Source organism: Pedobacter planticolens (assembly GCF_014172375.1).
Taxonomy (GTDB): domain Bacteria; phylum Bacteroidota; class Bacteroidia; order Sphingobacteriales; family Sphingobacteriaceae; genus Pedobacter; species Pedobacter planticolens.
This window is the reverse complement of sequence record NZ_WNXD01000001.1, coordinates 1,703,243-1,729,326: the sequence shown is the minus strand read 5'-3', so window position 1 is coordinate 1,729,326 and position 26,084 is coordinate 1,703,243. Positions and strand designations below refer to the sequence as shown.

Here is a 26,084-nt window from a genome sequence, read left to right as displayed (position 1 = left end):
TAAATAATAGCTATGAAGCTATAGTTAAAACATGCATTTTTACATTCCCATAACCATAATCGATATGAATAAGATAGAACACATTGGCATTGCTGTAAAAAACCTGACTAATTCAATAGACATTTATCAAAAATTGCTCAATACTGATTGTTATAAAACAGAGTTAGTTGAATCGGAAGCAGTGAATACAGCCTTTTTTAAAACTGGCGATAATAAAATAGAATTGTTAGCAGCGACATCGCCAGATAGTGCTATTGCTAAGTTTATCGAGAAAAAAGGGGAGGGAATTCATCATATTGCATTTGCTGTTGACGATATTTTAGAAGAAATGGAACGCTTAAGGAATGAAGGTTTTGTGTTGCTTAACGACCAGCCAAAGAAAGGAGCAGATAATAAAATGATTTGTTTTGTACATCCTAAAGAAACTAATGGAGTTTTAATAGAGATTTGTCAGGAAATTAAATGGATTTAATGGCTCATTAGTGTCATTGTATTGGATGAATATTTAGATTTGAGAAGAAAATAAATTAGTGCTATGAGCGATATCACATCGTTACTGAAAATTATCAATAAAGATTTTGATTTGCCAGAGAATTTAAAAGAAGATCAGCTTTTGGAGGTGATGGTGAATGCATTTGCTTATCTTATTGATGAGGATTTTCAGAAATTAGTGCAAATTTTATATAAAGCTGATGTAGATCAGGATAAATTGAAAATATTGCTGGAAAACACTACGAATGCAAGTTCTGCAGAAGTAATTGCGCAAGCTTATATTGCCCGACAAAAAGCAAAAATTGAAACTTGGAAAAAGTATTCAGGCGGATAATTAATTAAATGTTATATCCCTGATGAAAAATTAGAGGATTTTAAAAACTTTGGCGCTGATCTATGTTTTGTAGCCTGTTCAAATGCATATCCAATACTTAATACTACAGGTTCTTGATAAGCGCTAGCCATAATAGATAAACCTATCGGAAGCTCATAAATTTTGCCCATTGGTACTGTAATATGAGGAAAACCAGCCCACGCCGCAGGAGAGCAGAAGTAAAAACCATTGCTGTAATCTCCATTAAATAAATCGATTCCGGAAGGAATGCCGAAACTTGTACCTATAATGGCATCTAGTTGGTTTTTCCCCATTAAATCATTAATTAGTTTACGTGAAGATATCACTTTCTCTAATGCATCTTTATAAGTTGGACTATTTAAATCGGCTGCTTTATCACTGCTTTCCAATGTTTCCTGTTTAAAATAAGGCATTGCAGTACTTTCATTCAATTTGTTAAATGCAATTACTTCTGTTAATGTTTTCACATTGGTATTGGCTTTAGCCAGATATTTATTTACGCCATCTTTAAATTCGCATTGCAAAACTGTACCACCTCCAGCGCCAACTGGTCTGAGTTCTTTTAATAATTCTACTTCTATAATTTGAGCGCCAAGCTCTTTAAATTTTTCGATGGCAGTTTTATATAAGGCAACAACACCCTCATGGCCACTTAAAAAGGATTTTTCAACCCCAATCTTTTTTCCTTTTAAACTATCGGTTTTTAGAAATTGGGTATAATCTGAATACGTTTTACCTGTGCTATTTTTTGTCACTTCATCATTTGAATCAACGCCAGTTAAGGCTGTTAATAAAATGGCGGCATCGGTAACTGTTCTTGCCATTGGACCAGCAGTATCTTGAGTTGATGAAATTGGAATTATTCCGCTTCTGCTTAATAAACCCACGGTAGGCTTAAAACCTACAATTCCATTATAAGAAGATGGTGCGATAATAGAACCGTTGGTTTCGGTGCCAATAGCTACAACACAAAGATTTGCTGATACTGATGATCCAGATCCTGCGCTCGAACCACTCGGGCTTCTATCTAAAATATATGGGTTTTTGGTTTGCCCGCCTCGACTACTCCAACCACTGCAAGATCGTGTAGATCTGAAATTTGCCCACTCACTTAGGTTTGTTTTGCCTAAAATTACAGCACCAGCTTCACGTAGCTTTTTAACAATAAAAGCGTCTTCAGTAGCTATATTTCCAACTAATGCTAGTGCACCTGCGGTAGTCTGCATTTTGTCGGCAGTGTTTATGTTATCTTTTATCAATACAGGAATACCATGCAATGGCCCTCTTACTTTACCTGCTTTCCTTTCCTCATCTAATTTGGTAGCAATTGCTAAAGCATCTGGGTTTATTTCGATTACTGCATTTAGTTTTGGTCCGTTCTTATCAATTTTATCAATGCGTTTAAGGTATGTTTTTGTTAATGATTTGGAAGATATTGTGCCTTTTGCCATCAAAGTCTGTAAATCATTAATTGTACTTTCATTGAAATCAAAATCATCATTAAAAGCTGTTTTTTCTTCAGTAAAAGAAGATGGCAACATGGCTGCAGCTGGAATACTAAAAGATGCAGCTATACCAACGGTAGAACTATTTTTGATAAAATTTCTTCTGTTCATTATGCTAGATTTTGAGAAATAAATATAGGTTTAAAATAGGGTAAGAAAAAGATGAAACTAAAAGGTTATAAATAAATTTGATTTGGAGTTGTTTTTAAAAAATAAATTTAGGATATTTGCATCCTCTAAAATTAGACGAAATAAATAAGACATTGAGACTACCGTGAGCATATTGCTCACAAAAAGCAGTAAAATGCTTACGATAGTTTCATAACCATAAAAAAAATAATTATGAAAAAAGATTTGCATCCATCAAACTACAGATTTGTAGTATTCAAAGATATGTCTAACGAATATCAGTTCTTGACTAAGTCTTGTGTTGAAACTAAAGAAACTATTAAATGGGAAGATGGTAATGAGTATCCTTTATATAAATTGGAGATTTCTCACACTTCACACCCTTTTTATACTGGTAAAATGAAATTGGTTGATACTGCAGGTCGTATCGATAAATTTAAAACTCGTTACGCTAAGAAATAATTTTAGCGATAAACTAAATATTTTGAAAGTCCCGATGCATTGCTCGGGACTTTTTTTATTTTTGTTGCTTATGACAATCAATTTATTTGATGATAAATCTTGGCTTTCGCTCCGACCGCTAACATTTACAAGACCTGTAGCTGATTTAAGAATTGGTATTTTGACCATTGCTGAAAAATGGGCAAAGCACTTAAATGCCGATTTTGGCTATGTAACGCAGGATTACCTGAGCGTAAAATATCCCTCAAAAACTGCAAACCTATTTATTAATGGCTCGGTTTGTCCAGATGAGCAATTAATTGAAGCTATTTTAAGCCTAAAAGCTGATGAAGTTTTGGTTAATGGTGAATCAGTTATTGCTTATCAAGAAAAAGTAAACTTTAACGATGCTTTAAACAAATTAAAAGTAGTAAGCTATTCAGCTAATTTTATCCAAGTCCAATTTCCAGAAGATATATTCAGAAATAATCATACAGAATTGGTTAAGGATTTCGCTTTATTAACCAAAGGGAAAGCATCAGCTACGCTAAGTAATACCAACACTTTTTTAGGTGATAACATTTTTGTAGAAGAAGGCGCAAGTGCCGAATGTTCTACATTTAATAGTTTACAAGGTCCAATTTATTTAGGTAAAAATTCAGAGGTTTGGGAAGGATGTCATATTAGAGGCTCATTTTCACTAGGTGAAGACTCGTCTGTTAAAATGGGAGCGAAAATATACGGACAAACGACTATTGGTCCACATAGCAGAGTAGGTGGCGAGATCAATAATGCAGTAATTTGGGGTTTTTCATCAAAAGGACACGAAGGTTATTTAGGAAATGCAGTTTTAGGGCAATGGTGTAATATCGGCGCAGATAGCAATAACTCAAATCTGAAAAATAATTATGCTGATGTTCGCCTTTGGGATTATGAGAAAGAAAGCTTTCGTAAAACAGGTATGCAATTTTGTGGGTTAATTATGGCCGATCATGCAAAATGTGCTATTAATACCATGTTTAATACGGGAACTGTGGCTGGTGTAAGTGCCAATATTTTTGGGGCAGGATTTCCGCGTAATTTTATACCGGATTTTGCTTGGGGTGGTGCACATGGATTTGAAGTGTATGGCTTAAATAAAATGCTAGAAACTGCCATAAAGGTTTACGAAAGAAGAGATACAATATTAGGTGCAACAGAAACAGCAATTTTGTCGCACGTTTTTGAATTGACAAAGAAATATAGACACTTTTAATAGAATTAAAATTTTTGTTGAAACTAATGCTTATTTGAAATTTTGTTATCGGCGCTTGATCGCCGTAGATCAAGTTACTTTTTCCTTGATGAAAAAGTAACCAAAAAATCAAGAAAGAACGATGCTTCTTCCCGCAAGGCTGGCGCACGCTCGCCGTTCTTTCAGCCCAACGCTCTTTTGGGTAGTGATAATTTGGAGATCAGTAGAATAATTTAAGGTTGGATAAAATATAATTGAAAGAATAACTATTAAGGTACACATAGATTTCTTGATTGTTGAAAAAATTGAAATAGAAAAAGTAAAATAGCAAAACCTTTCTAAGATTACTTGGGGGTGAAAAAATAAAAAATTATGAGAAAGAAAATAGTTGCCGGCAACTGGAAAATGAATTTGGATTATAGCGAAGGCATATCCTTATTTTCGGAAATTGTAAATATGGTTAGAGATGAGAAAAAAGGCGATCAAATTGCTGTAATTTGCTCACCCTATATTCATTTAAATAGCTTATCGCAATTAGCTGCTGGTGTGGTAAAGATTGGCGCACAAAACTGCCACCAAAACGAAAGTGGCGCTTATACTGGTGAGATTTCTGCTAAAATGGTGAAATCTACAGGTTGCGAATATGTAATTATTGGCCACTCAGAACGCAGACAATATTTTGCAGAATCAGATGCTTTATTGGCCGAAAAAACTATTATCGCCCTGCAAAATAATTTAACACCTTTGTTTTGTATCGGTGAAACTTTAGATGAAAGAAATAATGGAAGTTACTACCATGTTTTAGAATCGCAATTAGAAAATGGAGTATTTGGTTTAAGTGCCGAAGATTTTTCTAAAGTTGTTTTAGCATACGAACCAGTTTGGGCAATTGGTACGGGTTTAACTGCTACACCAGAACAAGCGCAAGATATCCATGCATTTATTAGAGCAAAAATTGATGCGAAATACGGAATGAACATTGCTGATGATACTTCAATTTTATATGGTGGAAGTTGTAACCCGAAAAATGCAGCCGAATTATTTGCACAGCATGATATTGATGGTGGTTTAATTGGTGGTGCATCATTAAAATCTCGTGATTTTGTAGATATTGTTAAAACCTTCAATTCATAATGGAATATAAAAAGGTAGCCTTTAATTTTAAGGATATTCAAGAATATCAACATGATATTTTAATTGCAGAATTAGCAGAAATTGGTTTTGATACTTTTGAGGATACAGCAAATGGTTTTGATGCTTTTATTATCGCAAATCAATTTAAGGAAACAGCATTAAATGAGGTTTTAATAGGTTTTGGTGATGAATTGCAGTATACATATGAAGTAATTGCGATAGAACCTCAAAACTGGAATGAAGAATGGGAAAAGAATTTTAGTCCGCTCATTATTAATGAAGATTGTTACGTTAGAGCTACTTTTCATGAACATCATCCTCAATACAAATACGAGATTGTAATCGATCCAAAAATGGCTTTTGGTACTGGTCATCACCAAACTACCACCATGATGATGCTTTATATTTTAGAAGCTGATATGCAGGATAAAGTCGTATTAGATATGGGCGCTGGAACTGGAATATTAGGTATTTTGGCATCGAAAAGAGGAGCAAAAGAAATAGTAGCGATAGATAATGATGAGGTTTGTTATCGCAGTGCGATTGAAAATGCAACATTAAATGAAATCACTAATTTAACATCGCTTTGCGGAAGTAAAGAAACTATTCCATCTGTCGATTTTGATATAATTTTGGCCAATATCAATAGAAATATCTTATTGGATCAGATTTCGAGCTATGCTTCAGTTTTAAAAGAAAAAGGAACTATATTCTTTAGCGGATTTTATGAAGATCCAGATTTGGATATGATTAAGGCACATTGTGCTAAATTTAATCTTACCTATGTTGATCATAAAAAAATAGGCGATTGGGTTGCTGCACAATTTTTAAAAGGATAGGAAAATATTAGGATAGAATTTTGAATGATTGAATATGCAGGTGTTTATCTGTTCATTCAAAACTCAATCCTTCAAAATTAATTATATGCGTATACATTTTATTGCCATTGGTGGAAGTGCTATGCACAACTTAGCCATTGCTTTACATAAAAAAGGGTTTAGAGTTACAGGCTCTGATGATGTGATTTTTGAACCATCGAGCACAAGATTGGCAAATTATGGTCTTTTACCTAAAGAAAATGGCTGGTTTGAAAGCAATATTACAGCAGATTTAGATGCGGTAATTTTAGGTATGCATGCTCGTTTAGATAATCCAGAATTAATAAAAGCACAAGAAATGGGGCTGAAAATATATTCCTACCCAGAATATATTTATGAGCAATCTAAATATAAATTAAGGGTTGTAATAGGAGGTAGTCATGGTAAAACTACCATTACTTCTATGATTTTGCATGTGCTTAACTACTATAATAGAGATTTTGATTATTTAGTCGGCGCTCAATTAGCAGGGTTTGAAACGATGGTTAAAATAACAGATTCGGCTCCCGTTATTATCATTGAAGGTGATGAGTATTTGGCATCTCCAATAGATCGTAGACCAAAATTCCATTTGTATAAAGCAAATATTGGGGTAATTAGTGGCATTGCATGGGATCATATCAACGTTTTTCCAACATTTGAGGATTATATTTCCCAGTTTAATAAATTTATTAATACGATAGTTGAGGATGGGAAATTAATTTATTGTAAAAATGATTTAGAATTACGCAAGGTTGTTGTTAACTCTAACGCAACTATTGATAAAATTTCATACACTATTCCAAATCACGAAGTAATAGATGGTGTAACATATCTTTTGCCTCAACACACCCCATTACAAGTGTTTGGTGATCATAATTTAATGAACTTAAATGCTGCTAGATTGGTAGTAGAACAGTTGGGTATAAATGAAGACGATTTTCAGAAAGCTATCTCTTCTTTTACTGGTGCAGCTAAAAGATTGGAGCTATTAAATCATACGAAAGAAACAAGCGTTTATAAAGATTTTGCACATTCGCCATCTAAGTTAAAGGCTACTATTGATGCTGTAAAGGCACAATTTACCAATAGAAAACTAGTAGCTTGTATTGAGTTACATACGTTTAGTAGCTTAACTAAAGAGTTTTTACAACAGTATCATAATACCATGAAAAAGGCGGATATTGCTATCGTATATATTGATGAAAAAACCTTTAAACATAAAAAGATGGAACCTGTGAGTGAGAATGATGTTCAAACATCTTTTAATGATAAAAACATTGTATTTTTTAGTGAAGCTGAGCAATTGGAAAGTTATTTAAGAAGTCTTAATTTTGAGAATACAAATTTGCTGCTCATGAGCTCAGGTAATTTTGGCGGTATGGATTTGGTTAAATTGGCACTAGAGTTGAATGTCTAGACGTAAGAAACAGACGGATACACCAAAAAATGATCAGATGAATATCATTGGGACAAACATTAGACTACTACGCCAAAAAAATGGATGGAGCCAAGCAGAAGTGGCAAAGTTTTTAAAAATTTCAACTCCAGCATTTTCGAAAATAGAAACAGGTGTTACTGATATTAATGTTTCTAGATTAGATCAAATATCTCGATTATTTCAAGTTTCCTGTATAGAGATTATATCTAGAGAAGGAAATAATTTACAACCAGGAACCTTTGTTGAGGTAACTGTGTTAAAAGATAGACTTGCTATGAAAGAACAAGAGATTACTAAACTTCAGAAAAAGATAATTGATCTTTATGAAGAATATAGAAGCGCACCTGCATCAAAAAGATTTCCGCATGGTTAAGTGTCGTTTTCCAAAAGTAGCACCTGTTGCTTGATGAATAGCAATCATTTTTTCATTAAAATCGCCAACCCAAGATAATTCTAATTCTGAATATTGATTTTTAGGCAATACATATTCACCTAGCTTAATAAACAACGCTGATTCTAATCCCAATTTCTGATACGAAGTTTTAGTTCCCATCACAATGGCACGCATACGAGTAACACCAACCCAACGTTTATAGGCAAACTTTAATTTTTCTACTAAACCTAATTTTCCATTTAAACCTTTAATCATTTGGTTAGCATCTGGAATAATTACCACAAACGAAGCAGGATCTCCATTGGCATACGCAAACCAAATTAGCTTTTCATCCATAATTACTTCCATTTGTTTAAAGCTTTCTGTTAAAGTTTCCTTTTTAATAGGAACAAAGTTTTCAAAATCTTGCCAGCCATCATTATAAATATCCATTAAATCGTTAATGTATTTATCAGCGTTGCTCTTTTTGAAATGCTCGAATGTATAATCTGGTTTTGCGGCTACCCAATTTGCAATTTTTGTAAACCTAGCGGGAAAAGGAACTTTAAGATTAATGTGGTTGGTTAATTGTTCATATGCCGTTTCAAAGCCGTAATCGGTAAAAAACTTATGGTAATAGGGAAGATGGTAGTTCATGCCGTAGGAAGGCTGCGTAAATCCTTCTACTAATAATCCCCAGAAGGAATCGTTTTCTCCAAAATTAATTGGACCCTCCATTACCTTCATGCCTTTTTCTTGTAACCATTTTTTAGCGGTATCAAATAATAAAAAGGCAGCTTCTTTGTTATCAATGCATTCAAAAAAACCCATTCCGCCAGTTGGCTGTTCGTAATTGTAAGCTTTCTTATCGTTTATGAATGCAGCAACTCTACCAATGGTTTGGTTGTTGTTATCTTTTAAAATCCATCTTGTACATTGTCCATGTTTAAAAAAAGGATTCTTCTTTTCATCAAAAATTTTCTCAATATCTTGATCTAATGGGCGTATAAAACTCGAATCGTCTTTATAAATAGAGTTTACAACATTTAAAAATTCTTTCTGACTTTCTTTATCCTTAACAGGTACAATCTTCATTTTTGGAGGTAGGTTAAAATAAAAAGCACCCTAAATAGGATGCTTTTAAATATAGAGTTTTAGATCTGATTAATATCTATCGTCGTCGTCATCATCGTCATCATCAAAACTTTCAAATGTATCTAGGTCGTCTAAAGGCACATCAAAGTCATCTTCTTCCTCATCTAAGGTTTCATTATCTTGGATATCATCATCGTCCTCATCGTCTGATTCTTTCTTGCTAGACATCGGCTTGCTTACGGGGTTTTTCTGAATTGGTTTTTTTGGCGTTTTCATAACACAAAAAATTAAGTAGTAGGAAAGTTTTAATGGTACTTCTAAATTACATAAAATCTTTTTAAATAGAAAGAAACCTATTTTTTAGAAATTTTATTTAATTCAAAATTAAAATAAAAAGATTTTTTCCGAAAGTTTTTTTAATTTTTTTCTAGTGCTGAAACGCAGGTAGTTATACTAAATAGTGTGATTTGGGAATGATATTAAACAAAAAAAGCGTCTCAATTTAATTGGGACGCTTTTAACACACAAATGAAACCTGAATTGAGATATAGTTTTAGGTTAGGTTAAAAAATATCTTTTGTCAATCCTATAAGAACGTTTTTATAACAAACAATTTCTTGTTTGTTGAATATCTTACAACAAGTTTAATGCTAATTATAAAACGAATAAATTATATTTAGTAAGTGGTAGTAATAATTGAGTAAACGGTAAAGTTTATCGTAAAGGGACTAAAATTGTGATTGTTGTGCCACTATTTCCGTTCTGTTCTATATAAAGTTGTATAGGTTTTGCTTCAATTTTATTTAACAAGTTTATTCGCTCTTGTGTTAAATCCATTCCTTTACTTTTATGTGCACTGTTTTTTGTGGATAATGAATTTTTAATACCTATGCCATTATCTATTATTTTAATCCACAAATAGTCTTCATCTTTTTGGTCGATATTTATTTTTACCTCACCACCATCTTCTTTTGGCATAATGCCATGCCAAATTGCGTTTTCAATATAAGGTTGTAAAAGCATCGACGGAATTAATGTTTCTTCCTTATCAATCTTTTCATCAACTGCTATGTTGTAACTAAATTTATCGCCAAAACGATTTTTCTCTAAACTTAAATACAGATTTAAATACTCAATTTCTTCTTCTAGGTTAATATAACTTTTGGTACAGATTTCTAAATTCTTCCGTATCAATTTGGCAAAACCTGTTAATACTTTATTTGCCGAGGAAGTATTTTTAGTGTTGATGTAATGTTGGATAGAATTCATCACATTAAACACAAAATGAGGGTTCATCATTGCTTGTAATGCCCTTTGCTCTAACATTAATATTTTATTTTTATTTAGCAGCTGTTCTTGCTCTTTATTTTTTTGTCTTTTAGTAATTCTTACCGTGATTACATATAAAAGATAAGCGCCAACAATTAATAGAATAATTATAAACCACCAGGTTTGCCAGAAGTGTTTTTCTAAAACAAAGTGGATTTTAGCAGGAGTACTCCATTCACTATCCTGACTTTTTGCACTTATTTCAAAAGAATAATTTCCTGGTTCTAGGGATGATAATTCTAATCGTCTGTTTTTAGTTTCAGACCAATTGGCGTTTTCTTTTAAACGATAGCGGTAGCTAATTTTCCGATTTTTAAAATCAATGGCGCTGTAATTAAAGGTGATGGTGTGCTCATCTGGTTTTAATACAAAGCTTGATGAACTTAAATCTAAAGCTTCATTGTTAACGATGATTGAAGAAATGTATGTTTTAGGCGCTTTAGTTTGCTGCGATTTCTGATTGTGCGTAAAATAAACCAAACCATTATTGGTTGCAAAATAAGCAGTATCTGTATCGATGTATAAATCATTCAAATCATCTGATAAGAGATCATTTGCATAATCAAAGGAATTAACGGTGAATTTATTATCCGCCAGTGAAATACGATTTATACCCGTATTACTAATTGCCCACAAATAATTATTCTTTACAAAGAGTTTATTAATAATGTTGTTGTTAAGTCCATCTCTCTGTCTAAGCAGCTTAATTATAGCTCCATCTTTTAAAATAACAATACCATACCCATCGGTGGCCATAGCATAAGTTCTGCTTTTTAATTGCTTGATATCATTTATCCTTTTAGATAATATTGGATAGATTTCGTAGTACTTAGTTAATTTACCAGCGTTAAATTCGGATAGGCCGCTTACGTTAGAAAACCATAATCCCTGCAAGTCATCATAGTAAACACGGTAGGAGCGATCTTTAAAATAATCTTGCTTCTCTTTATAATTTAAAGCAGAAAATTCAAATTTATTCACTCTATCGCTAATAATTACAACTCCTGATGATAACGCTAAAGCCAATTTAGCAGTAGTATCTAAACTGAAATTTTTAACAACAAAAACCGAATTGTTAGTTTCTTTTAAATACTTGATGTTAGTTTTTGCAGGATATAACGATGATAATGAACCCAAACCATAATCAGAGGCGAAGTAGGTAGTTTTATTTTTATCATCGAAAGCTAATTGTTTAATAGTGCTGTATCGTTGTAAATCTGGGAAATTAATTTTCTCTACTGCCTTGTTTTGTCTGTTTAAAATGTTGATGCTGGCATTGTTCATGCCCATCCACAGCCTTCCGTTTGCATCTTTTGCAATACTTTTAACCACATTGCTGGTCAGTCCGTTTTCTTTATCAAATATATATACACGTTCTTTCGCATCGGGCAATCTGTAAATTCCGTTTTTGGTGGTAAACCACATGTTTTGGTTGCTATCCTTTATTACTTGGTTTACATCAACGTTTTTAAGTAATTGTTCAACAGTTCCATCAAACCCCATTACATAAACACCACTATTATTACTTAACCAAAGGGATTTATCATCAACATAAATATAACCAGGGCTATTGCTAAGTAGGCCTGGGTCGGTTTTTAATACCAGCTTATTTACTGATCCTGTTTTAATATTTAACCCAGTCTTATCTAAAAAGTAAACAGATTTATCACGTTTATCAAACAACGTTTTATAAGACAGAGGCAAGAATTTATCTTCCACTAAAACAAAATTATTTCTGATGTAAAGAAATACCGCAGTTGTACTATACGCCCAAATATTGCCCTGCTTATCTTCATGTATAAAAGCATTGCCATACTGTTTTTCGATATTGGGAGAAGTGTATTTAATTAACGATTTCCCATCCCAAACCCCGATAATATTTTTATTGGTTCCAAACCAAATCTTGCCCTTACTATCCTCAAAAAAAGATACAATAACCGCATTAAAATTCAGATGTTTAAGTTGTTTGTCATTATCAGGGTTATATATTTTGCCATTGTAAAAATAGCTCAGCTGACCATTTAGTGTTAAAAACCAAATTCTTCCTTTGCTATCTTCTCTTAATTGTAAAACCTGATTATCTGGTAAACCATCATCTACAGAAAAATTCTCGAACATAGTACCATCAAACCTACTTACACCAGCATCGGTAGCCACCCAAATGTAACCTTTGCTGTCTTGCAAAGTATAATAACAATTATTACTAGGTAAACCATCTTTTGTAGTGTAATGAGGCAAGTATGCAGTTTGTGCATTACTTTTTAGTAGGGGTACAAAAAGTAATGCCAATAGCCAGCAAAGCAGATATAAATATTTACTTCTCACTTTGAAAATTGGTATATGCTTTAATCTTCTCAAAAAAATCACTAGCTCTTCTCCGCGAAACATTTATCAATTCGCCGTTAGCTAAAACTACCTGTAAACCATTTTTAGAGTTGTACTCTTTAATGTATTTAAGATTTACAATGCTAGATTTATGAATGCGGACAAATGTACTATCTGGTAAAATCTCTTCGTAGTCTTTTAGTATTTTAGAAACTGCAATTTTTTCGAGGTTTAATAAATGAAATACAGAATAATTACTGTCGGCTGCAATATGAATAATATCATCAATATCTACTAATCTGTAACCTTGTCCGCTGGGTAAGGTTATTTTTTTGATAGATGTTTTATCGCTTAAATCATTCGCTAAGTTTTTGAGGCTTTCGTTTCTATTGTTTTCGCCTTTATTTAACTTAATGTATTTATCAGCTTTGCTTACTGCTTCTTTTAATTCATCTATATCTATAGGTTTAAGCAAATAATCTAGTGCATTTGCTTTGATTGCTTTTAAGGCATATTGATCGTATGCAGTTGTAAATATTACGGTAGCGTTTGCGTTTTGCGCTTGAGGAATTAACCCGAAACCATTTTCGCCAGGCATGGCAATATCTAAAAAAATAAGTTCTACCGTATGCTGAGCTAGTAAATTACGAGCTTCGTTTACAGATTTTGCAATACCCACAATGTTTACGTTCTCGCAGTTTTCTTGTAAAAGAAAATAAAGCGACGAACGGGCAAATTCTTCATCATCTACTATAATTGCATTTAACACGGCATTTCTATTTAATAGGGCTCAATTTATCAAAAAATAGAGGCAATAGAAAATATTTCTTTCCTCTCAAAATCCAAAGGTGTTTAAGTTTCGTAAGTAACGGATAGAAAACCTTTTAACCGAACCTTAAATTAAAAATCATTCTTATGGAAAATTTAAACGAACAAGATGTAGTGCTAAGTGAAAGCGGCATTTTGGATGCTAAATTACAGCGCCGTTCTTTTTTGCAATATGCAGGAGCAGGCGCAGCAGTTGTAGCTTTAACAGCTGCAGGCTGCAGAAAAGACAGGGTTAATAACTCAATGACAGGTGTAACACTAGATTTTAAAGACGATTTTGGTGTATTAAATTATGCTTATGCTTTAGAGCAATTAGAAGCAGCATTTTATGTACAAGTAGCTTCTGCGCCGCCCTCAGGTTTTAGTGCGGCAGAAAAAGCTTACTTTCAAGATATCCAATACCATGAAGTTGCGCACAGAGAATTTTTTAAAAATGCATTAGGTACAGCTGCTATTGGTAGCTTATCGGTAGATTTTTCGAGTATTAATTTTACAGATCGTACTAGTGTTTTAGCAGCAGCAATGGCTTTTGAAGATTTAGGAGTTGGTGCTTACAATGGTGCAGGTGTACGTTTAAAAAGTACAACTTATCTTTTAGCCGCAGGCAAAATCGTTTCGGTAGAAGCACGTCATGCTGCATATATTCGCGATTTAATTTCAAATGGAACATTCGCTACTGCTCCTCAGGTTAGTTCATCAACCGGATTGGATATGGCTTTAGCGCCAGATGTTGTACTTGCTGCTGCGGGTAAATACATTAAAACGAAAATTAACGTAATTAATCTTTAATCTTAAAACTAGAAATCATGAATATCGTAAATATATTAGAAGAAATAGAAAAAGTTGACGGTGAGATCTATGAAAGGTTAAACCCGCGTAGAGCCGCTATGAAAGACTTTTTTAACATGGGTAAAAAAGTAGCTTTGGCAGCAATGCCACTGGCTTTAGGCTCTGTATTTCAAAAAGCATATGGACAATCTACGCCACAGGCAGTTACAGATGTATTAAATTTCGCTCTAGCTTTAGAGTATTTAGAATACAATTTTTATAACCACGCATTAGCTGGTACGCCAGCAACTCCAATACCAGCAGGTGCTCCATTGGCAGCAATTACACTTATTCGCGACCATGAGTTAGCTCACGTTAATTTGTTAAAAGGTGCATTAGGTGCAGCAGCAAGACCTGCAATACCTTACTCAGATACTGATTATACTGCGGGTGGAACTTTCCCAACTGTATTTACCGATTATGGTACTTTTTTAGCAGTTGCGCAAGGTTTTGAAGATACAGGTGTAAGAGCCTATAAAGGTCAGGCGGGTGTGTTAGTGGGTAATCCAGTACTAACAACAGCATTGCAAATACATTCGGTAGAGGCTAGACATGCGGCGCATATTAGAGCAATGCGTACAACACTTTCGGGTGGTACTACTGTTTATAAACCATGGGTAAGCCTTGGTTCGGCTGGTCAGGCTAATGATTCTGGCGTACCACAAGTAGATGCAGTTTATGCTGGCGAAGACACAACTGTACAAGCAGGAGTAAATATTGTAGGCATTAATGGTAATACTGGTGTAACTAAAGCAGCCGCTGTTGAGTGTTTTGATGAACCACTAGATAGAGCTTCGGTTATTACCATTGCAAACTTATTCTTGCAACCTGGTAAAAAACTTTCATAGGTTATATTTTGTTTAGGTAAGAGGGAGGGAGGCGAGTTGCTTTCTTCCCTTTTTTTATTCCTCACCCTCCGATGTAAAATCGGAGCAGGCTCCAACCCCTCTCCCAAGGAGAGGGGAGTTTATGATGGAAATTAATAGTGTTTAATTTACAGTGGTGTTATTCCTTTTTACAGCTGTATAATTCTTTTTTACAGTTGTATTATTCCTTTTTACAGTTGTATTATTCCTTTTTACAGTTGTATAATTCTTTTTTACAGTGGGATAATTCTTTTTTACAGCTGTATAATTCTTTTTTACAGTGGTGTAATTCCTTTTTACAGTGGTGTAATTCCTTTTTACAGTGGTATAATTCTTTTTGCAGGTGGCATAACTCTTTTAGCGGATGATGGGTTTCTGCTTTCAGGTGTTATTTATAGTACTGTTTTGAGTTTATTAAACCTGATTGGAGTGGAAATACTTTTTGTGTTGCGAATACCTGTTGTTGAATTGCACTGTCTAAAGGTTTCTCGGCTGGGCTCGAAATGACGGCGAAGTGCTCATACAAAAAGATTGTAATGGAAAGCAGGGCTACCTTTAATAGGTGTTACTGTACCTGATTTTCTAATAATTATGTGTTAGAAAGTTTCGGTTGGTGAGACACTAGCCGATAGGTAATAATCTAGGCGAGAAAGATTGCTTCGCCCAATGAAAAATTGGGACTCGCAATGACGAGAGCCTTAGTGGCGGTGAGCTAAAACAGTTACAAGGCTACTTTTTTACAGGCGTAGCTTTGCCAAACTTGCGTGGGTAGTAAGAAAGTGTTACCATAAAATATTGTTGCAATACGTTTCTGGTAGATGTAGTAAATGTATTAGTTCCTGCGTAGTTAAATATTGCTCTATTTTGTTTCAATAAATCTAAAGCTGACAACTTAATTTCTGCATTATTACCTTTTGTAAAACGATAATTTGCTTCTGCATTCCAAATTGTAAAGTTTATGGTTTCACCAACTGATGGATTATTGTTATTGAAGCTTATATTACTGTTTAAAGAAAATTTCTTGGTAAAATTATAGTTGGCACTTAAACCAGAGGTAAGTGTTGTGTTTTTGTAAGTAGTATTTAATGTTTGCTGCTTTGACGAACTTGTTGCAATACTTTGTGTCCCTTCTAAAGCGAATTTATCCTTAAAAGTAAAGTTAGTAGAGATTTTATTTTCAGTTGAGGTATTGGTAGAGAAGTTAAAAACTCCATTTAAATAGTTTGGTGTACGATTAATGTTAAAGTTAGTGGTATATCCAAATTTCAATTCGGCTGATTTAAACTTTAACGATTTGCGTATATCTCCATAAAGGCGAGCGTACTTGCTGCCATTAGCGTTTGCCAAATAATTATTTCTTCTATTTCTGGCATCGATGAATGAACTATCAATAATTGCATCTTCAATTAAACCAATTGAAGCGTTTGCATTAAAATTGAGCGTATTTTTATTCCGCATATCATAACGATACAAGTTTAAATTTAAAGACTTGGTTTTTGCTTCAACAAGGTTGATGTTTCCTCTTTGCAAATTATATAAATTGGTACTGTCTGTTAGGGGTGCTAATTGATTAACGGTAGGGATAGTAATTTGTGTATTGTAGTTTAGTGAAATGCTTGTTTGATGAGTTCCGTATTGGTAATTAGAATAGGAAATGCTAGCATTTGGTACGAAATTGTTATAATTTCTATTGATGTTTTGAAAACCCTTTATTGATTTATTGTCTTGATAACTCAATTGTTGTGCGGCGGTTAATTTTATCCTTAAGCTTTTATTATACCGATTGCTTAAATTCTTGCTAAAGTTTTTGGATATGGAAACCCCAGGTGTAAATACTGTTTGATTGGTTTGTAAGTTGTTTGAGAGATAATTATTTGCTTGGTAAGTGCTTCCATTTAAATCTTGAACTTGATTGTTGTTTTTATTATTGTCCAAATCTAGCTTTGCTGATAATTCTGCATTAAAATTTGATAAGTTTTTATTTCCAAAAAACAACGACTTTAAGTCGCGTAGAGTTAGATTGATGTTTTGATTAAAGCTTTTAACATTGGTTTGATAGTTTCTATTAAAATCTCTATTTAATGTTGGGGTTAACAAATCTCTAAAAGCGGTAATTTCATTTCTATCGGTATTTCTATTGTTCATAGATAGATTATAACCCACATCTATGCCTTTAAATCTCTGTTTCCAGTTGTTATAATTGTTATAACTATAATTTGCCCTTAAATTAAAATTCTGATTATCTGAGTTATTTGTACTGCTTCCGTTATTTGTACTGGTAATTTGGTTATTGTTATCAGAAGCATTTCTAATGTTGGTTTGTATGCTGCTACTGTTATCTGTATTAAAAGTTTCGCTAATATCAAGTTGATGATTTTTTTTATAGTAATTGAACTGTGAATTTAAACGGTGACTTTCGCTATTGTTAACAGATGCATTTTCTGAAAAAGAAAATAGCTTGTTATTAGTTGATAATGTGGTTATGCTCTGATTTTTACCAGTGTTATTTGATTCTATATTCTTAAAATAATAATCTGCACTTAATGAACTTTTGTTATTCCATTCCTTGCTGTCGGGTGTAAAATTATAGTTCATTTTGGCACCTGCTACTGTTCCTTTATTAATACCTGTTTGCCTAAAATCTGGTTGATATTCTATACTTGTACCTACACCTTTGAAGGTGCTGTTTCTAACCAAAGTATTAATATCATTTGGTGTTTTATTTACATCGTTTGTAGCACCAATAACCGAGAGTTGTAATTTTGGTGTGGTTAAATTAATGTTGCCATCAATTTGGTAATGGTTATTGGTTCCGTATCCAAAGCCAATCTTGCCAAAGTAAGACCTGTCTTTTCCTTTCTTTAATTTTAAGTTAGCTACTAGGTTACTATCTAAAGGATTATTACGATCGGCGTTATTAAATATCTGAATTTTCTCTAATGCATTTTTTGGTATATTTTGTAGCGTTACTTTATTATCTCCATCAAAAAATTGTTTGCCATTTACCAATAAACTTTTAACTTCTTTACCATTAACTGTAATAATACCATCGCCCCAAACGGTAATGTTTGGTACTTTTTTAAGCAAATCTTCTACCGTTGCATTGGAGTCTAACTTAAATGCAGCTGCGTTTATTTCTAAAGTGTCGTTGTTGTAAGTAATGGGGGGTATGTTGATTACTACTTCTTTCAAAGTATCAGTTCGAGGGTTTATTACCAAAGTTTTTAAATCGAGCATACTTTGGCCTTTCGGAATTGTTATTTTTTGACGGAATGTTTGATATCCTACATTACTAATATCAATTCGTAGTATTTGTCCAATTGGCACATTTGTAAATTTAAATTCACCATAATTATTACTTAGTTGATAGTTTAAAACAGAACTATCGGCACGGTAAAGAGAAACAGTGGCAGACTTTAAAACATAATTGTGAACTGTATCGCGAACTATGCCTTTGATAGTTCCTGTTGTAGGTGCAGCAGCAGGTTGTTGTGCGTAAGATGAAGAAGTAAATAGGCATAATATACCTATAGCTAAAACGAGGAGAAAGCGCATAGATTACTTGGTTTTTGGTTTGAAGACTACTAATACTGGGTTACTTTTTCTGTTGCCAGTTTTAAAGTAATTTTCTAAAAGTGGAGGATATTTTACTGCCTTATCTGCACTTCGTTCTTTAAAGGCAAACATAGCTAATGAAGAATAGCTGGTATAAAACTTTCCATCTTCAAATGCCAAAAATCCACGATTTTCAAAATCATAGCCAAAGCCAGAATCCGTAATTGGTAAAAAAGAAGAAAGACTATCAGGTTCTAAATCTTGAAATGAAAGTAATTCGCTTGTTTTGATATTATAGATTAGATTTTTCTTTTGGTCCTTATCCCAGAAAATGTTCGAAAACCTTAAGTAGAGATTATCCCCTAATAAATAGCTTTTCCCTAGACCATGTATGATCTTTTTATTTTTTTCGAAATAATCGAACCTTTTCTTTACATAGATAGGATTGGTTAGAAAATCTTTAGGTAAAGTATTAATGGCGGGAAGAATGAATTTATAGGCTAATGAAACCTTTTCTGGTGTTATTTTAAATAAGTTGTAATCGTAAAAAGTGCTCCAAAATGCCTCATTGGGAGCATACTGACTAATTCCACCATCACCATACCAATCATCCGTTTCGTATAGTTTAGTGTCAAATTTAAAATAACCAACGGTGTCTTTTTTAATTTTATTAATGATGTTTAACTTGTAAAAAGTACTGTCTTTGCCCTTTTTAATATACATGCCTAACTTTGCAAGGATATTACCATTGGACATCGCAATCTCGTCTGAATAGCTATAGTTTTTTACTTTTTTAATAAACTTACCATCCATGGTGAAATATTGAACATTGTTGCCGGTGAAGATTATGATATAGTCTTTACCTTCTTCATTTACGGTTCTGAAACCGTAAGACTGTGCTTTTTCTTTATCCTCTTTATCAGTTTGAAGTTTGGTAGCATCAATTTTGCTAATGTACTTTCCTTCATCACTAAAGAGTAGGATAGATCTGGTGTCGTAATCATAAATAATATACTTATTACCAGCTATTTTAAGTTGTGCAATGTTTCCAAACAGGCTTTCTTTGGTGGTTTCTAAAGGGATAAATTTTACTTCATCAAAAACTTGTGAAACTGCGGCACCTCTTGCACTTTGAGGGTCGATACGGAGGGTAACCATATCGGTGCTATCTACCTTAGCTTGAGAAAAAACTTGGGTGTAGCATAATATGAAGAGAAAAAGAGGGATGATTTGCTTTAGGGGCATATTTGATTGATAAGTGTTTGGTTTTAAAATTTAACGGCAGTTTTATCCCAACAGATTATCAATTTCCTAACGCTTGTTAAATCTTTTCAATTATAACTAAAAAAATCGTTTTATGGTAGGGGGTGGTTATGATTTAACATAATTTAAATGTTTTTTGATTATAAGATTTTCGTCATTGCGAGGAGAGAAACGACGAAGCAATCTTTTTTGTCTTCGGTTCACCGCCACCGATGGCTCTAAACTTTTTCTTGATAAAAAGTTTAACAAAAATCAAGGCTTAGTATCATTTTTTCGGTAGCATATATTGTTTTTTGTCCTCAAGAGCAATCGTGGTTCTCGGATTAAGCGATCAAAACTTTTAAGGCAACAAGCAGCAGGTTCGATGAAGGATCGAACTGGCTCATTGTTTTGGACGGTGGTTTTTGAACGTTTTTGCACAAGTTTTAATGCTTTCTCCTTCGGGATGCTACAAGGCCGGTCCTCGTACTTGGCGGTGGGTTGTGGTTTGGGAAAGGTTGTAAGGCGGCCGTCCTTGCGAGGTACGAAGCAAGGACGTTTATTAATAAAATAGAATAAAATAAAAGCTTAACTCTTATTTACCATTAATATAAATTTCGTTTAAGAAGATATCCTTGTTTTTGGTGTCCTTGCCATCTGCAACTAAACAAGCTAATGAATGTCCAATTCCATCTACGAAAACCGAATTTATATATACCGTACTTTTACTTGCTTCATTCCTTCCAATTATTTGGTAGGTTGTAAAACCTTTAACCTTGATGACTTTGGTGTCCTTAAAGGTGTATTTTGGCATAGTTGGGATTAATCCTTCCATGAAACCATCAACAAATGTTTGTGTTTCTACTTCCGAATTAAATTGTTCTAAGCTCATACCAGTAGCTTTTAGTAGGTCGACAATGGTAACTACAAATATTAATCCATCCTTATCTTTAACTACAAAAGCATTCTCATTCTGTTTTGTTGGTTCGACTGGGAAGTTTACACTTACTTTATCAGATATTTTCAGTTTAAACCAGTCTTTTTGTGCATTAACTTGAATGCTTGAAACAATAATGAATAGGGATAAAATAGATTTTTTTAACATAATGAGCGCATTTGAAGATTAATTATAGGTTAATAAGTAATTACTTGTTCTTCTAAATGAGCGGGTAAATCGCGGTAGTTATATTGTTGACCACGAAGTTGTGGTTCAAAACCCGCTTCTTTAATAGCAGTTTGTATACCATTTGCTGTAAAACGATGTGGTGCACCTGCCGCAGATACTACGTTTTCTTCTATCATGATAGAGCCGAAATCATTTGCACCTGCGTGTAAACACAATTGTGCAACGGCTTTACCAACAGTTAGCCAACTTGCTTGTATGTTTTTTATGTTAGGTAACATTATTCTACTTAGTGCTAACATTCTTATATATTCATCGCCTGATACGTTGTTGCTAATGCCACGTAAACGTTTTAATAAAGTGCCGTCATCTTGAAATGGCCAAGGAATGAATGCTAAAAATCCTTTTGCATGTTCGGGTTTTTCGCTTTGTACTTCTCTAATCCAAACTAAATGTTCAAAACGTTCTTCAATAGTTTCTACATGACCAAACATCATGGTTGCAGAAGTAGTTATATCTAACTGATGGGCTGCTCTCATTACATCTAACCATTCTTGTCCGCCACATTTACCCTTAGAAATTAACCTACGAACTCTATCATTTAAAATTTCTGCACCAGCGCCAGGTAAGCTATCCATACCATTTGCCTTTAATTCTTTTAAAACTTCAGTGTGTGAAATTCCTTCTAGTTTAGCAACGTGAGCAATTTCTGGTGGACCTAAAGCGTGTAATTTTAAATCGGGATATAATTCTTTTAGTTCTTTAAAAAGGTTGGCATAAAATGATAGGCCTAAGTCTGGGTGATGTCCGCCTTGTAATAAAAGCTGATCTCCGCCTAAGCGAAAAGTCTCTTCAATTTTAATTTTATAGGTTTCAATGTCGGTAATATAACTTTCATCGTGACCAGGACGGCGGAAGAAATTACAGAATTTGCAGTTGGCAATACAAACGTTGGTGGTGTTTACATTGCGATCTATTTGCCAAGTAACTTTGCCGCTTGGCACTTGAATTTTTCGTAATTCGTTAGCTACATAACCTAGTTCGGCAGTTTCTGCATTATGGTATAAAAAAACGCCTTCTTCTTTGGTTAAAAAGTCGAATTTTAGAGCCCTCTGTAATAATTCGGCAGTATTCATGGTACAAAGATAATTTTTTTAGTCGGAAAGTTTTCTAGTCCGTAAGTCAGAAAGTTTTGAGTTCGGAAGTTGTAAACGGACTTTCTAATGTCGGACTTTCTAACTAATATGTAATTTTAATTTCTTTTACCTAAACCTCGGACTTTCGGACAATCAACTTTCGGACTTTTCTATATCTTTACACCTCTAAAAAATGATATGGTAGATTTTAATCGTTTTACGCTCGCTAATGGTTTAAAGGTTTTGGTACACGAAGACCCAACTACGCCAATGGCCGTTTTAAATATTTTGTATGATGTTGGTGCACGAGATGAGGAGCATAATAAAACAGGTTTTGCACATTTATTTGAGCATTTAATGTTTGGTGGTTCGGTAAATATTCCGAGTTACGATGAACCTTTGCAACGTGTTGGTGGCGAGAATAACGCTTTTACCAGTAACGACATTACGAACTATTACATTACGTTGCCTGCAACAAATATCGAAACTGCTTTTTGGCTAGAAAGCGATAGAATGTTGAGCCTTGCTTTTTCTGAAAAGAGTTTGGATACGCAACGAAATGTGGTAATGGAAGAGTTTAAACAACGTTACCTTAATCAGCCTTATGGCGATGTTTGGTTAAAATTACGTCCGTTAGCGTATAAAACACATCCCTATCAATGGGCTACAATTGGTCAGGATTTAGCGCAAATAGAAAATGCAAAGATGGAAGATGTGAAAGCGTTTTTCAAAAAGCATTATAACCCGCAAAATGCTGTTTTAGTAGTTGGTGGAAATGTTAAGACTGAGGAGGTTAAAAAACTAGCCGAAAAATGGTTTGAGCCTATCCCGGCAGGAGATAAATATACTAGAAACTTACCTAAAGAATTACCACAAACTGAGGCGAGAACCTTAACTGTTACTGCAAATGTGCCTTTAAACGCAATTTATATCGCTTTTAAAATGCCAGCCAGAATAGATGCAACGTATCAGACTTATGATTTGATGTCGGATATTTTATCTCAAGGACAATCATCTCGTTTGTACAATAGTTTGCTAAAAGAACAGCAATTATTTAGCGATATTAATGCGTATTTATCTAGCAGTTTAGACGAAGGTTTGTTTGTTGTAGAAGGAAAATTGGTTACTGGAATTGATAAAGAAGTTGCTGAAAAGGCTATTTGGGAAGAACTGAATAAACTAACCACCGATTTAGTGAGCGATGATGAGTTGACTAAGGTGAAAAACAAATCGGAATCTATTATGGTATTTGCCGAAATGAATTTGTTAGACAAAGCAATGAACTTGGCTTATTATGAGTTATTGGGTGATGCAGCAACACTAAATACAGAAATAGATAAATATTTGGCCGTTACTGCAGCGCAGATTAAAGAGGTTGCAACAACAACTTTTGTTAAAGAAAAATCATCTACTTTATATTATTTAGCCAATGCTTAATCGTACACTAGCGCCTGCCTCAAAACAGGTTAATGATATTAATTTTATTGCTCCAACAAAGCAACAACTGGCTAATGGTATTCAGGTTTTTACTGTAAATGTTGGTCAGCAAGAGTTAGTTCGTATCGAATTTATATTTGAAAACGTAAACTACAATCAGAATAAACCATTGCAGGCGGTAACTGTAAATAGTTTAATAAATAACGGTACTAAAACGTTATCTGCTAAAGAGATTGCTGAGAAAGTAGATTATTATGGTGCTTTTTTGCAAACAGAATATGGTGCAGATCAAACTACAATTACACTTTTTAGTTTAAATAAACATTTGGTTGCGGTGTTGCCAATTGTTAAATCAATTTTAAATGAGAGTGTTTTCCCGCAACAAGAGTTGGATATTTTTATCCAAAATCAGAAACAGAAGTTGCAGGTAAATTTGCAAAAGAACGATTTTATTGCTCGTAAAACATTTGCCAATACCATTTTTGGAGATACAGCTTATGGTTCTGATATTTCTATGGCAGATTACGATGCCTTAAAAAGGGATGATCTTTTGACTTACTTTAAAGCTGCTTTTAAACCTGCAAATTGTACAATTATCGCCGCTGGTAAATTTGAAGCTAAAGAATTTGATTTGCTTAATCAGTTTTTCGGTCAAGAATGGGAGAATAATGAACCATCAACCGTTAATGAACTTACCTATGCACCAGTTGAGGGTGGCGAAATTTATATAGAAAAAGCAGATGCTGTTCAATCGGCTATACGAATGGGTAATTTGAGTATTAATCGTAAACATCAAGATTTTCCTGCATTGCAGATATTAAATTGCTTGTTAGGTGGTTATTTTGGCTCTCGCTTGATGGCAAACATTCGTGAAGATAAAGGGTATACCTACGGAATTGGTTCGGGCATAGCTTCTTTAAAAGATGCTGGTTACTTTTTTATTGCTACTGAAGTTGGAACGGAAGTATGTGCAAATGCGTTGCAAGAAATAGAAAAGGAAATTAATATTTTAAAAACGGAGTTGGTAGGTGAGGAAGAATTAGATTTAGTTCGGAATTTTATGTTGGGTTCTATGTTGGGTAGCTTAGAAAATGCTTTTTCTCATGCTGATAAGTTTAAAAACATTTACTTCTCTGGCTTAGATTACGATTATTACAGTAAATACATCCACACTGTGAAAACCATTAGCGCCGAAGAATTAAAAGCTATTGCTAATACGTATTTAAATTGGAATGCAATGACGAGAGTTGTTGTTGGTAAGAAATAATTGATTTTTGACTCCGTTCTATTTAGCGTCATACCCAACTCGATTGGGTATCGTAAAGCAATAGAAAGGGTAAATGGCTTGTTTTATGCATTACGATTCCCATTTTCACGGGAATGACGAATACCGACCGATAATTAAAACCTGTTCTATCGTAAAACGATAGAATAACTAATTTGAATTAATGAACAATCTAACAGAAAACCCAGAATACACTTATATAATTAACCCAGATCTTGCTAAAATAGATTGGGACTATGTGATTTCACTATTTTATAAAATAGAATGGAAGCATCGCAAAGCGGAAGAAATAGCTGCTGCATTTAGAAATAGTTCTACTACTCTTTTTGTTTTTAAAGGCGAACAGATTATTGCTTTTGGTAGAGTAGTAGGCGATGGGCGCTATTACGCCATGCTTGCAGATATTGTAGTAGACCCAGATTTTCAGGGGCAGGGACTTGGAAAATACTTGGTGACTACATTGAATAATCAGTTAGTTGATTATCACTTTGTGAATTTAAGTGCTGCTCCAGGCGCCGATCCTTTTTATAAAAGTATGGGTTGGAAAAAACAAACGACCGCTTTTATTTGGCCTCAAGGACCGAAGCAATTAAGGCAACATTGCGAGGAAGAGTAAGATTTAAGGGATATTATATAGTCAAATCGTCCTTGCGAGGAAGAATGACGAAGCAATCTGTTTTGCAGGAAAGATTGCTTCGTCCCGATGAAAAATCGGAGACTCGCAATGACGAAACGTTCATAAAACTGTTTAATTAATGCCAAGGTTGGCGCTCCCACCAACTAGTAATTTTTATCTATACTGACATAAATAAGCAGTTTGCGCATTGGCTTTTACTTTAAAGGATGAGTTTTTCTCAACTTCAAAAGATTGCCCAGCTTTAATGCTTTGCCATTCGGTAGTATTAGGGAGTAATGCAATTAATTCGCCTTCAATAACATGCATAATTTCTTTGTTTGATGTACCAAATTCATATTCACCAGGGTTAATTACACCTACGGTAGATTTTCCTTCGGAAGTATGGTAACCTAAAGATTTAACATTGTTCTCAAAATATTGGTTTTCGGTAATCATGT

The 26,084-nt window shown here is 33.9% G+C and carries 23 protein-coding genes; 13 read left to right on the top strand and 10 right to left on the bottom strand.

Going from position 1 to position 26,084, the window contains the following annotated elements:
• Nucleotides 1-64: 64 nt before the first annotated feature.
• Nucleotides 65-472, top strand: coding sequence for a methylmalonyl-CoA epimerase (gene mce, locus GM921_RS07040; protein ID WP_182921887.1), 408 nt, complete (start codon nt 65-67; stop codon nt 470-472).
• 63 nt (nt 473-535) lie between these two features.
• Entirely contained in the window at nt 536-826 is a 291-nt protein-coding gene (locus GM921_RS07035; RefSeq protein ID WP_182921886.1) for a hypothetical protein, read from the top strand.
• A gap of 11 nt (nt 827-837) precedes the next feature.
• On the opposite strand, the gene GM921_RS07030 is transcribed toward GM921_RS07035, so the two are convergent.
• On the bottom strand, nt 838-2,463 hold the full coding sequence (locus GM921_RS07030; protein WP_182921885.1) for an amidase: 1,626 nt from the start codon (nt 2,461-2,463) through the stop codon (nt 838-840).
• Nucleotides 2,464-2,694: 231 nt separating this feature from the next.
• Between GM921_RS07030 and GM921_RS07025 the strand changes: the two genes are divergently transcribed.
• From GM921_RS07025 to GM921_RS07000, 6 genes are all read left to right on the top strand, one after another.
• Nucleotides 2,695-2,943, top strand: a complete 249-nt coding sequence (locus tag GM921_RS07025; protein ID WP_055133715.1) for a type B 50S ribosomal protein L31 — start codon at nt 2,695-2,697, stop codon at nt 2,941-2,943.
• 70 nt (nt 2,944-3,013) lie between these two features.
• Complete coding sequence (locus GM921_RS07020) at nt 3,014-4,177, top strand: putative sugar nucleotidyl transferase (protein ID WP_182921884.1); 1,164 nt, start codon at nt 3,014-3,016, stop codon at nt 4,175-4,177.
• A 351-nt stretch (nt 4,178-4,528) separates the two neighbouring features.
• Nucleotides 4,529-5,290: a triose-phosphate isomerase gene (tpiA, locus tag GM921_RS07015; protein ID WP_182921883.1), complete on the top strand. Its 762-nt coding sequence runs from the start codon at nt 4,529-4,531 to the stop codon at nt 5,288-5,290.
• Entirely contained in the window at nt 5,290-6,129 is an 840-nt protein-coding gene (prmA, locus tag GM921_RS07010; RefSeq protein ID WP_182921882.1) for a 50S ribosomal protein L11 methyltransferase, read from the top strand. The genes tpiA and prmA overlap by 1 nt, the downstream gene beginning before the upstream one ends.
• An 85-nt stretch (nt 6,130-6,214) precedes the next feature.
• The gene (locus tag GM921_RS07005) at nt 6,215-7,567 is read left to right on the top strand and encodes a UDP-N-acetylmuramate--L-alanine ligase (RefSeq protein WP_182921881.1); all 1,353 of its coding nucleotides are present in this window, start codon (nt 6,215-6,217) and stop codon (nt 7,565-7,567) included.
• A 37-nt stretch (nt 7,568-7,604) separates the two neighbouring features.
• Nucleotides 7,605-7,961 (top strand): helix-turn-helix domain-containing protein, encoded by a 357-nt coding sequence (locus GM921_RS07000; RefSeq protein ID WP_182922252.1) that lies wholly within the window; start codon nt 7,605-7,607, stop codon nt 7,959-7,961.
• On the opposite strand, the gene GM921_RS06995 is transcribed toward GM921_RS07000, so the two are convergent.
• From GM921_RS06995 to GM921_RS17545, 4 genes are all read right to left on the bottom strand, one after another.
• Nucleotides 7,938-9,056, bottom strand: coding sequence for a GNAT family N-acetyltransferase (locus GM921_RS06995; RefSeq protein WP_182921880.1), 1,119 nt, complete (start codon nt 9,054-9,056; stop codon nt 7,938-7,940). The two genes, GM921_RS07000 and GM921_RS06995, sit on opposite strands and share 24 nt — an antisense overlap.
• A gap of 69 nt (nt 9,057-9,125) precedes the next feature.
• Entirely contained in the window at nt 9,126-9,332 is a 207-nt protein-coding gene (locus GM921_RS06990; RefSeq protein WP_182921879.1) for a hypothetical protein, read from the bottom strand.
• Between the two features lie 438 nt (nt 9,333-9,770).
• Nucleotides 9,771-12,710, bottom strand: coding sequence for a sensor histidine kinase (locus tag GM921_RS06985; RefSeq protein WP_317170968.1), 2,940 nt, complete (start codon nt 12,708-12,710; stop codon nt 9,771-9,773).
• Complete coding sequence (locus GM921_RS17545; RefSeq protein WP_182921877.1) at nt 12,700-13,479, bottom strand: LytR/AlgR family response regulator transcription factor; 780 nt, start codon at nt 13,477-13,479, stop codon at nt 12,700-12,702. Before GM921_RS17545 ends, GM921_RS06985 begins: the two co-directional genes overlap by 11 nt.
• A gap of 146 nt (nt 13,480-13,625) precedes the next feature.
• Here GM921_RS17545 and GM921_RS06975 point away from each other — a divergent pair, with 146 nt between their 5' ends.
• Nucleotides 13,626-14,327, top strand: coding sequence for a ferritin-like domain-containing protein (locus GM921_RS06975; RefSeq protein ID WP_182921876.1), 702 nt, complete (start codon nt 13,626-13,628; stop codon nt 14,325-14,327).
• Between the two features lie 17 nt (nt 14,328-14,344).
• Entirely contained in the window at nt 14,345-15,214 is an 870-nt protein-coding gene (locus GM921_RS06970; RefSeq protein ID WP_182921875.1) for a ferritin-like domain-containing protein, read from the top strand.
• Between the two features lie 747 nt (nt 15,215-15,961).
• On the opposite strand, the gene GM921_RS06965 is transcribed toward GM921_RS06970, so the two are convergent.
• The 4 genes from GM921_RS06965 to GM921_RS06950 all read right to left on the bottom strand — a co-directional run bounded on the left by GM921_RS06965 (nt 15,962) and on the right by GM921_RS06950 (nt 22,288).
• Complete coding sequence (locus tag GM921_RS06965; RefSeq protein ID WP_182921874.1) at nt 15,962-18,787, bottom strand: TonB-dependent receptor; 2,826 nt, start codon at nt 18,785-18,787, stop codon at nt 15,962-15,964.
• A 3-nt stretch (nt 18,788-18,790) separates the two neighbouring features.
• Nucleotides 18,791-20,032 carry a 6-bladed beta-propeller gene (locus GM921_RS06960; protein WP_182921873.1) on the bottom strand — a complete coding sequence of 414 codons (1,242 nt, stop codon included), beginning with the start codon at nt 20,030-20,032 and terminating at the stop codon, nt 18,791-18,793.
• A gap of 592 nt (nt 20,033-20,624) precedes the next feature.
• The gene (locus tag GM921_RS06955; RefSeq protein ID WP_182921872.1) at nt 20,625-21,134 is read right to left on the bottom strand and encodes a hypothetical protein; all 510 of its coding nucleotides are present in this window, start codon (nt 21,132-21,134) and stop codon (nt 20,625-20,627) included.
• Between the two features lie 29 nt (nt 21,135-21,163).
• On the bottom strand, nt 21,164-22,288 hold the full coding sequence (locus GM921_RS06950) for a CofH family radical SAM protein (RefSeq protein WP_182921871.1): 1,125 nt from the start codon (nt 22,286-22,288) through the stop codon (nt 21,164-21,166).
• Between the two features lie 198 nt (nt 22,289-22,486).
• Here GM921_RS06950 and GM921_RS06945 point away from each other — a divergent pair, with 198 nt between their 5' ends.
• The 3 genes from GM921_RS06945 to GM921_RS06935 all read left to right on the top strand — a co-directional run bounded on the left by GM921_RS06945 (nt 22,487) and on the right by GM921_RS06935 (nt 25,626).
• A complete protein-coding gene (locus tag GM921_RS06945; protein WP_182921870.1) occupies nt 22,487-23,725 on the top strand; it encodes a M16 family metallopeptidase in 1,239 nt (412 codons plus the stop codon).
• On the top strand, nt 23,718-24,992 hold the full coding sequence (locus GM921_RS06940; protein WP_182921869.1) for a M16 family metallopeptidase: 1,275 nt from the start codon (nt 23,718-23,720) through the stop codon (nt 24,990-24,992). The genes GM921_RS06945 and GM921_RS06940 overlap by 8 nt, the downstream gene beginning before the upstream one ends.
• 181 nt (nt 24,993-25,173) lie before the next feature.
• Nucleotides 25,174-25,626 carry a GNAT family N-acetyltransferase gene (locus tag GM921_RS06935; protein WP_182921868.1) on the top strand — a complete coding sequence of 151 codons (453 nt, stop codon included), beginning with the start codon at nt 25,174-25,176 and terminating at the stop codon, nt 25,624-25,626.
• 174 nt (nt 25,627-25,800) lie between these two features.
• Here GM921_RS06935 and ppnP read toward each other — a convergent pair whose 3' ends face one another.
• A complete protein-coding gene (gene ppnP / locus GM921_RS06930; protein ID WP_182921867.1) occupies nt 25,801-26,082 on the bottom strand; it encodes a pyrimidine/purine nucleoside phosphorylase in 282 nt (93 codons plus the stop codon).
• Nucleotides 26,083-26,084 lie beyond the last annotated feature (2 nt).

Bases quoted from the DNA above. Each gene is read 5' to 3' on its own strand.
- mce (WP_182921887.1), top strand. From the start codon at position 65: ATGAATAAGATAGAACACATTGGCATTGCTGTAAAAAACCTGACTAAT.
- GM921_RS07035 (WP_182921886.1), top strand. From the start codon at position 536: ATGAGCGATATCACATCGTTACTGAAAATTATCAATAAAGATTTTGAT.
- GM921_RS07030 (WP_182921885.1), bottom strand. From the start codon at position 2,463: ATGAACAGAAGAAATTTTATCAAAAATAGTTCTACCGTTGGTATAGCT.
- GM921_RS07025 (WP_055133715.1), top strand. From the start codon at position 2,695: ATGAAAAAAGATTTGCATCCATCAAACTACAGATTTGTAGTATTCAAA.
- GM921_RS07020 (WP_182921884.1), top strand. From the start codon at position 3,014: ATGACAATCAATTTATTTGATGATAAATCTTGGCTTTCGCTCCGACCG.
- tpiA (WP_182921883.1), top strand. From the start codon at position 4,529: ATGAGAAAGAAAATAGTTGCCGGCAACTGGAAAATGAATTTGGATTAT.
- prmA (WP_182921882.1), top strand. From the start codon at position 5,290: ATGGAATATAAAAAGGTAGCCTTTAATTTTAAGGATATTCAAGAATAT.
- GM921_RS07005 (WP_182921881.1), top strand. From the start codon at position 6,215: ATGCGTATACATTTTATTGCCATTGGTGGAAGTGCTATGCACAACTTA.
- GM921_RS07000 (WP_182922252.1), top strand. From the start codon at position 7,605: ATGAATATCATTGGGACAAACATTAGACTACTACGCCAAAAAAATGGA.
- GM921_RS06995 (WP_182921880.1), bottom strand. From the start codon at position 9,056: ATGAAGATTGTACCTGTTAAGGATAAAGAAAGTCAGAAAGAATTTTTA.
- GM921_RS06990 (WP_182921879.1), bottom strand. From the start codon at position 9,332: ATGAAAACGCCAAAAAAACCAATTCAGAAAAACCCCGTAAGCAAGCCG.
- GM921_RS06975 (WP_182921876.1), top strand. From the start codon at position 13,626: ATGGAAAATTTAAACGAACAAGATGTAGTGCTAAGTGAAAGCGGCATT.
- GM921_RS06970 (WP_182921875.1), top strand. From the start codon at position 14,345: ATGAATATCGTAAATATATTAGAAGAAATAGAAAAAGTTGACGGTGAG.
- GM921_RS06965 (WP_182921874.1), bottom strand. From the start codon at position 18,787: ATGCGCTTTCTCCTCGTTTTAGCTATAGGTATATTATGCCTATTTACT.
- GM921_RS06960 (WP_182921873.1), bottom strand. From the start codon at position 20,032: ATGCCCCTAAAGCAAATCATCCCTCTTTTTCTCTTCATATTATGCTAC.
- GM921_RS06955 (WP_182921872.1), bottom strand. From the start codon at position 21,134: ATGTTAAAAAAATCTATTTTATCCCTATTCATTATTGTTTCAAGCATT.
- GM921_RS06950 (WP_182921871.1), bottom strand. From the start codon at position 22,288: ATGAATACTGCCGAATTATTACAGAGGGCTCTAAAATTCGACTTTTTA.
- GM921_RS06945 (WP_182921870.1), top strand. From the start codon at position 22,487: ATGGTAGATTTTAATCGTTTTACGCTCGCTAATGGTTTAAAGGTTTTG.
- GM921_RS06940 (WP_182921869.1), top strand. From the start codon at position 23,718: ATGCTTAATCGTACACTAGCGCCTGCCTCAAAACAGGTTAATGATATT.
- GM921_RS06935 (WP_182921868.1), top strand. From the start codon at position 25,174: ATGAACAATCTAACAGAAAACCCAGAATACACTTATATAATTAACCCA.
- ppnP (WP_182921867.1), bottom strand. From the start codon at position 26,082: ATGATTACCGAAAACCAATATTTTGAGAACAATGTTAAATCTTTAGGT.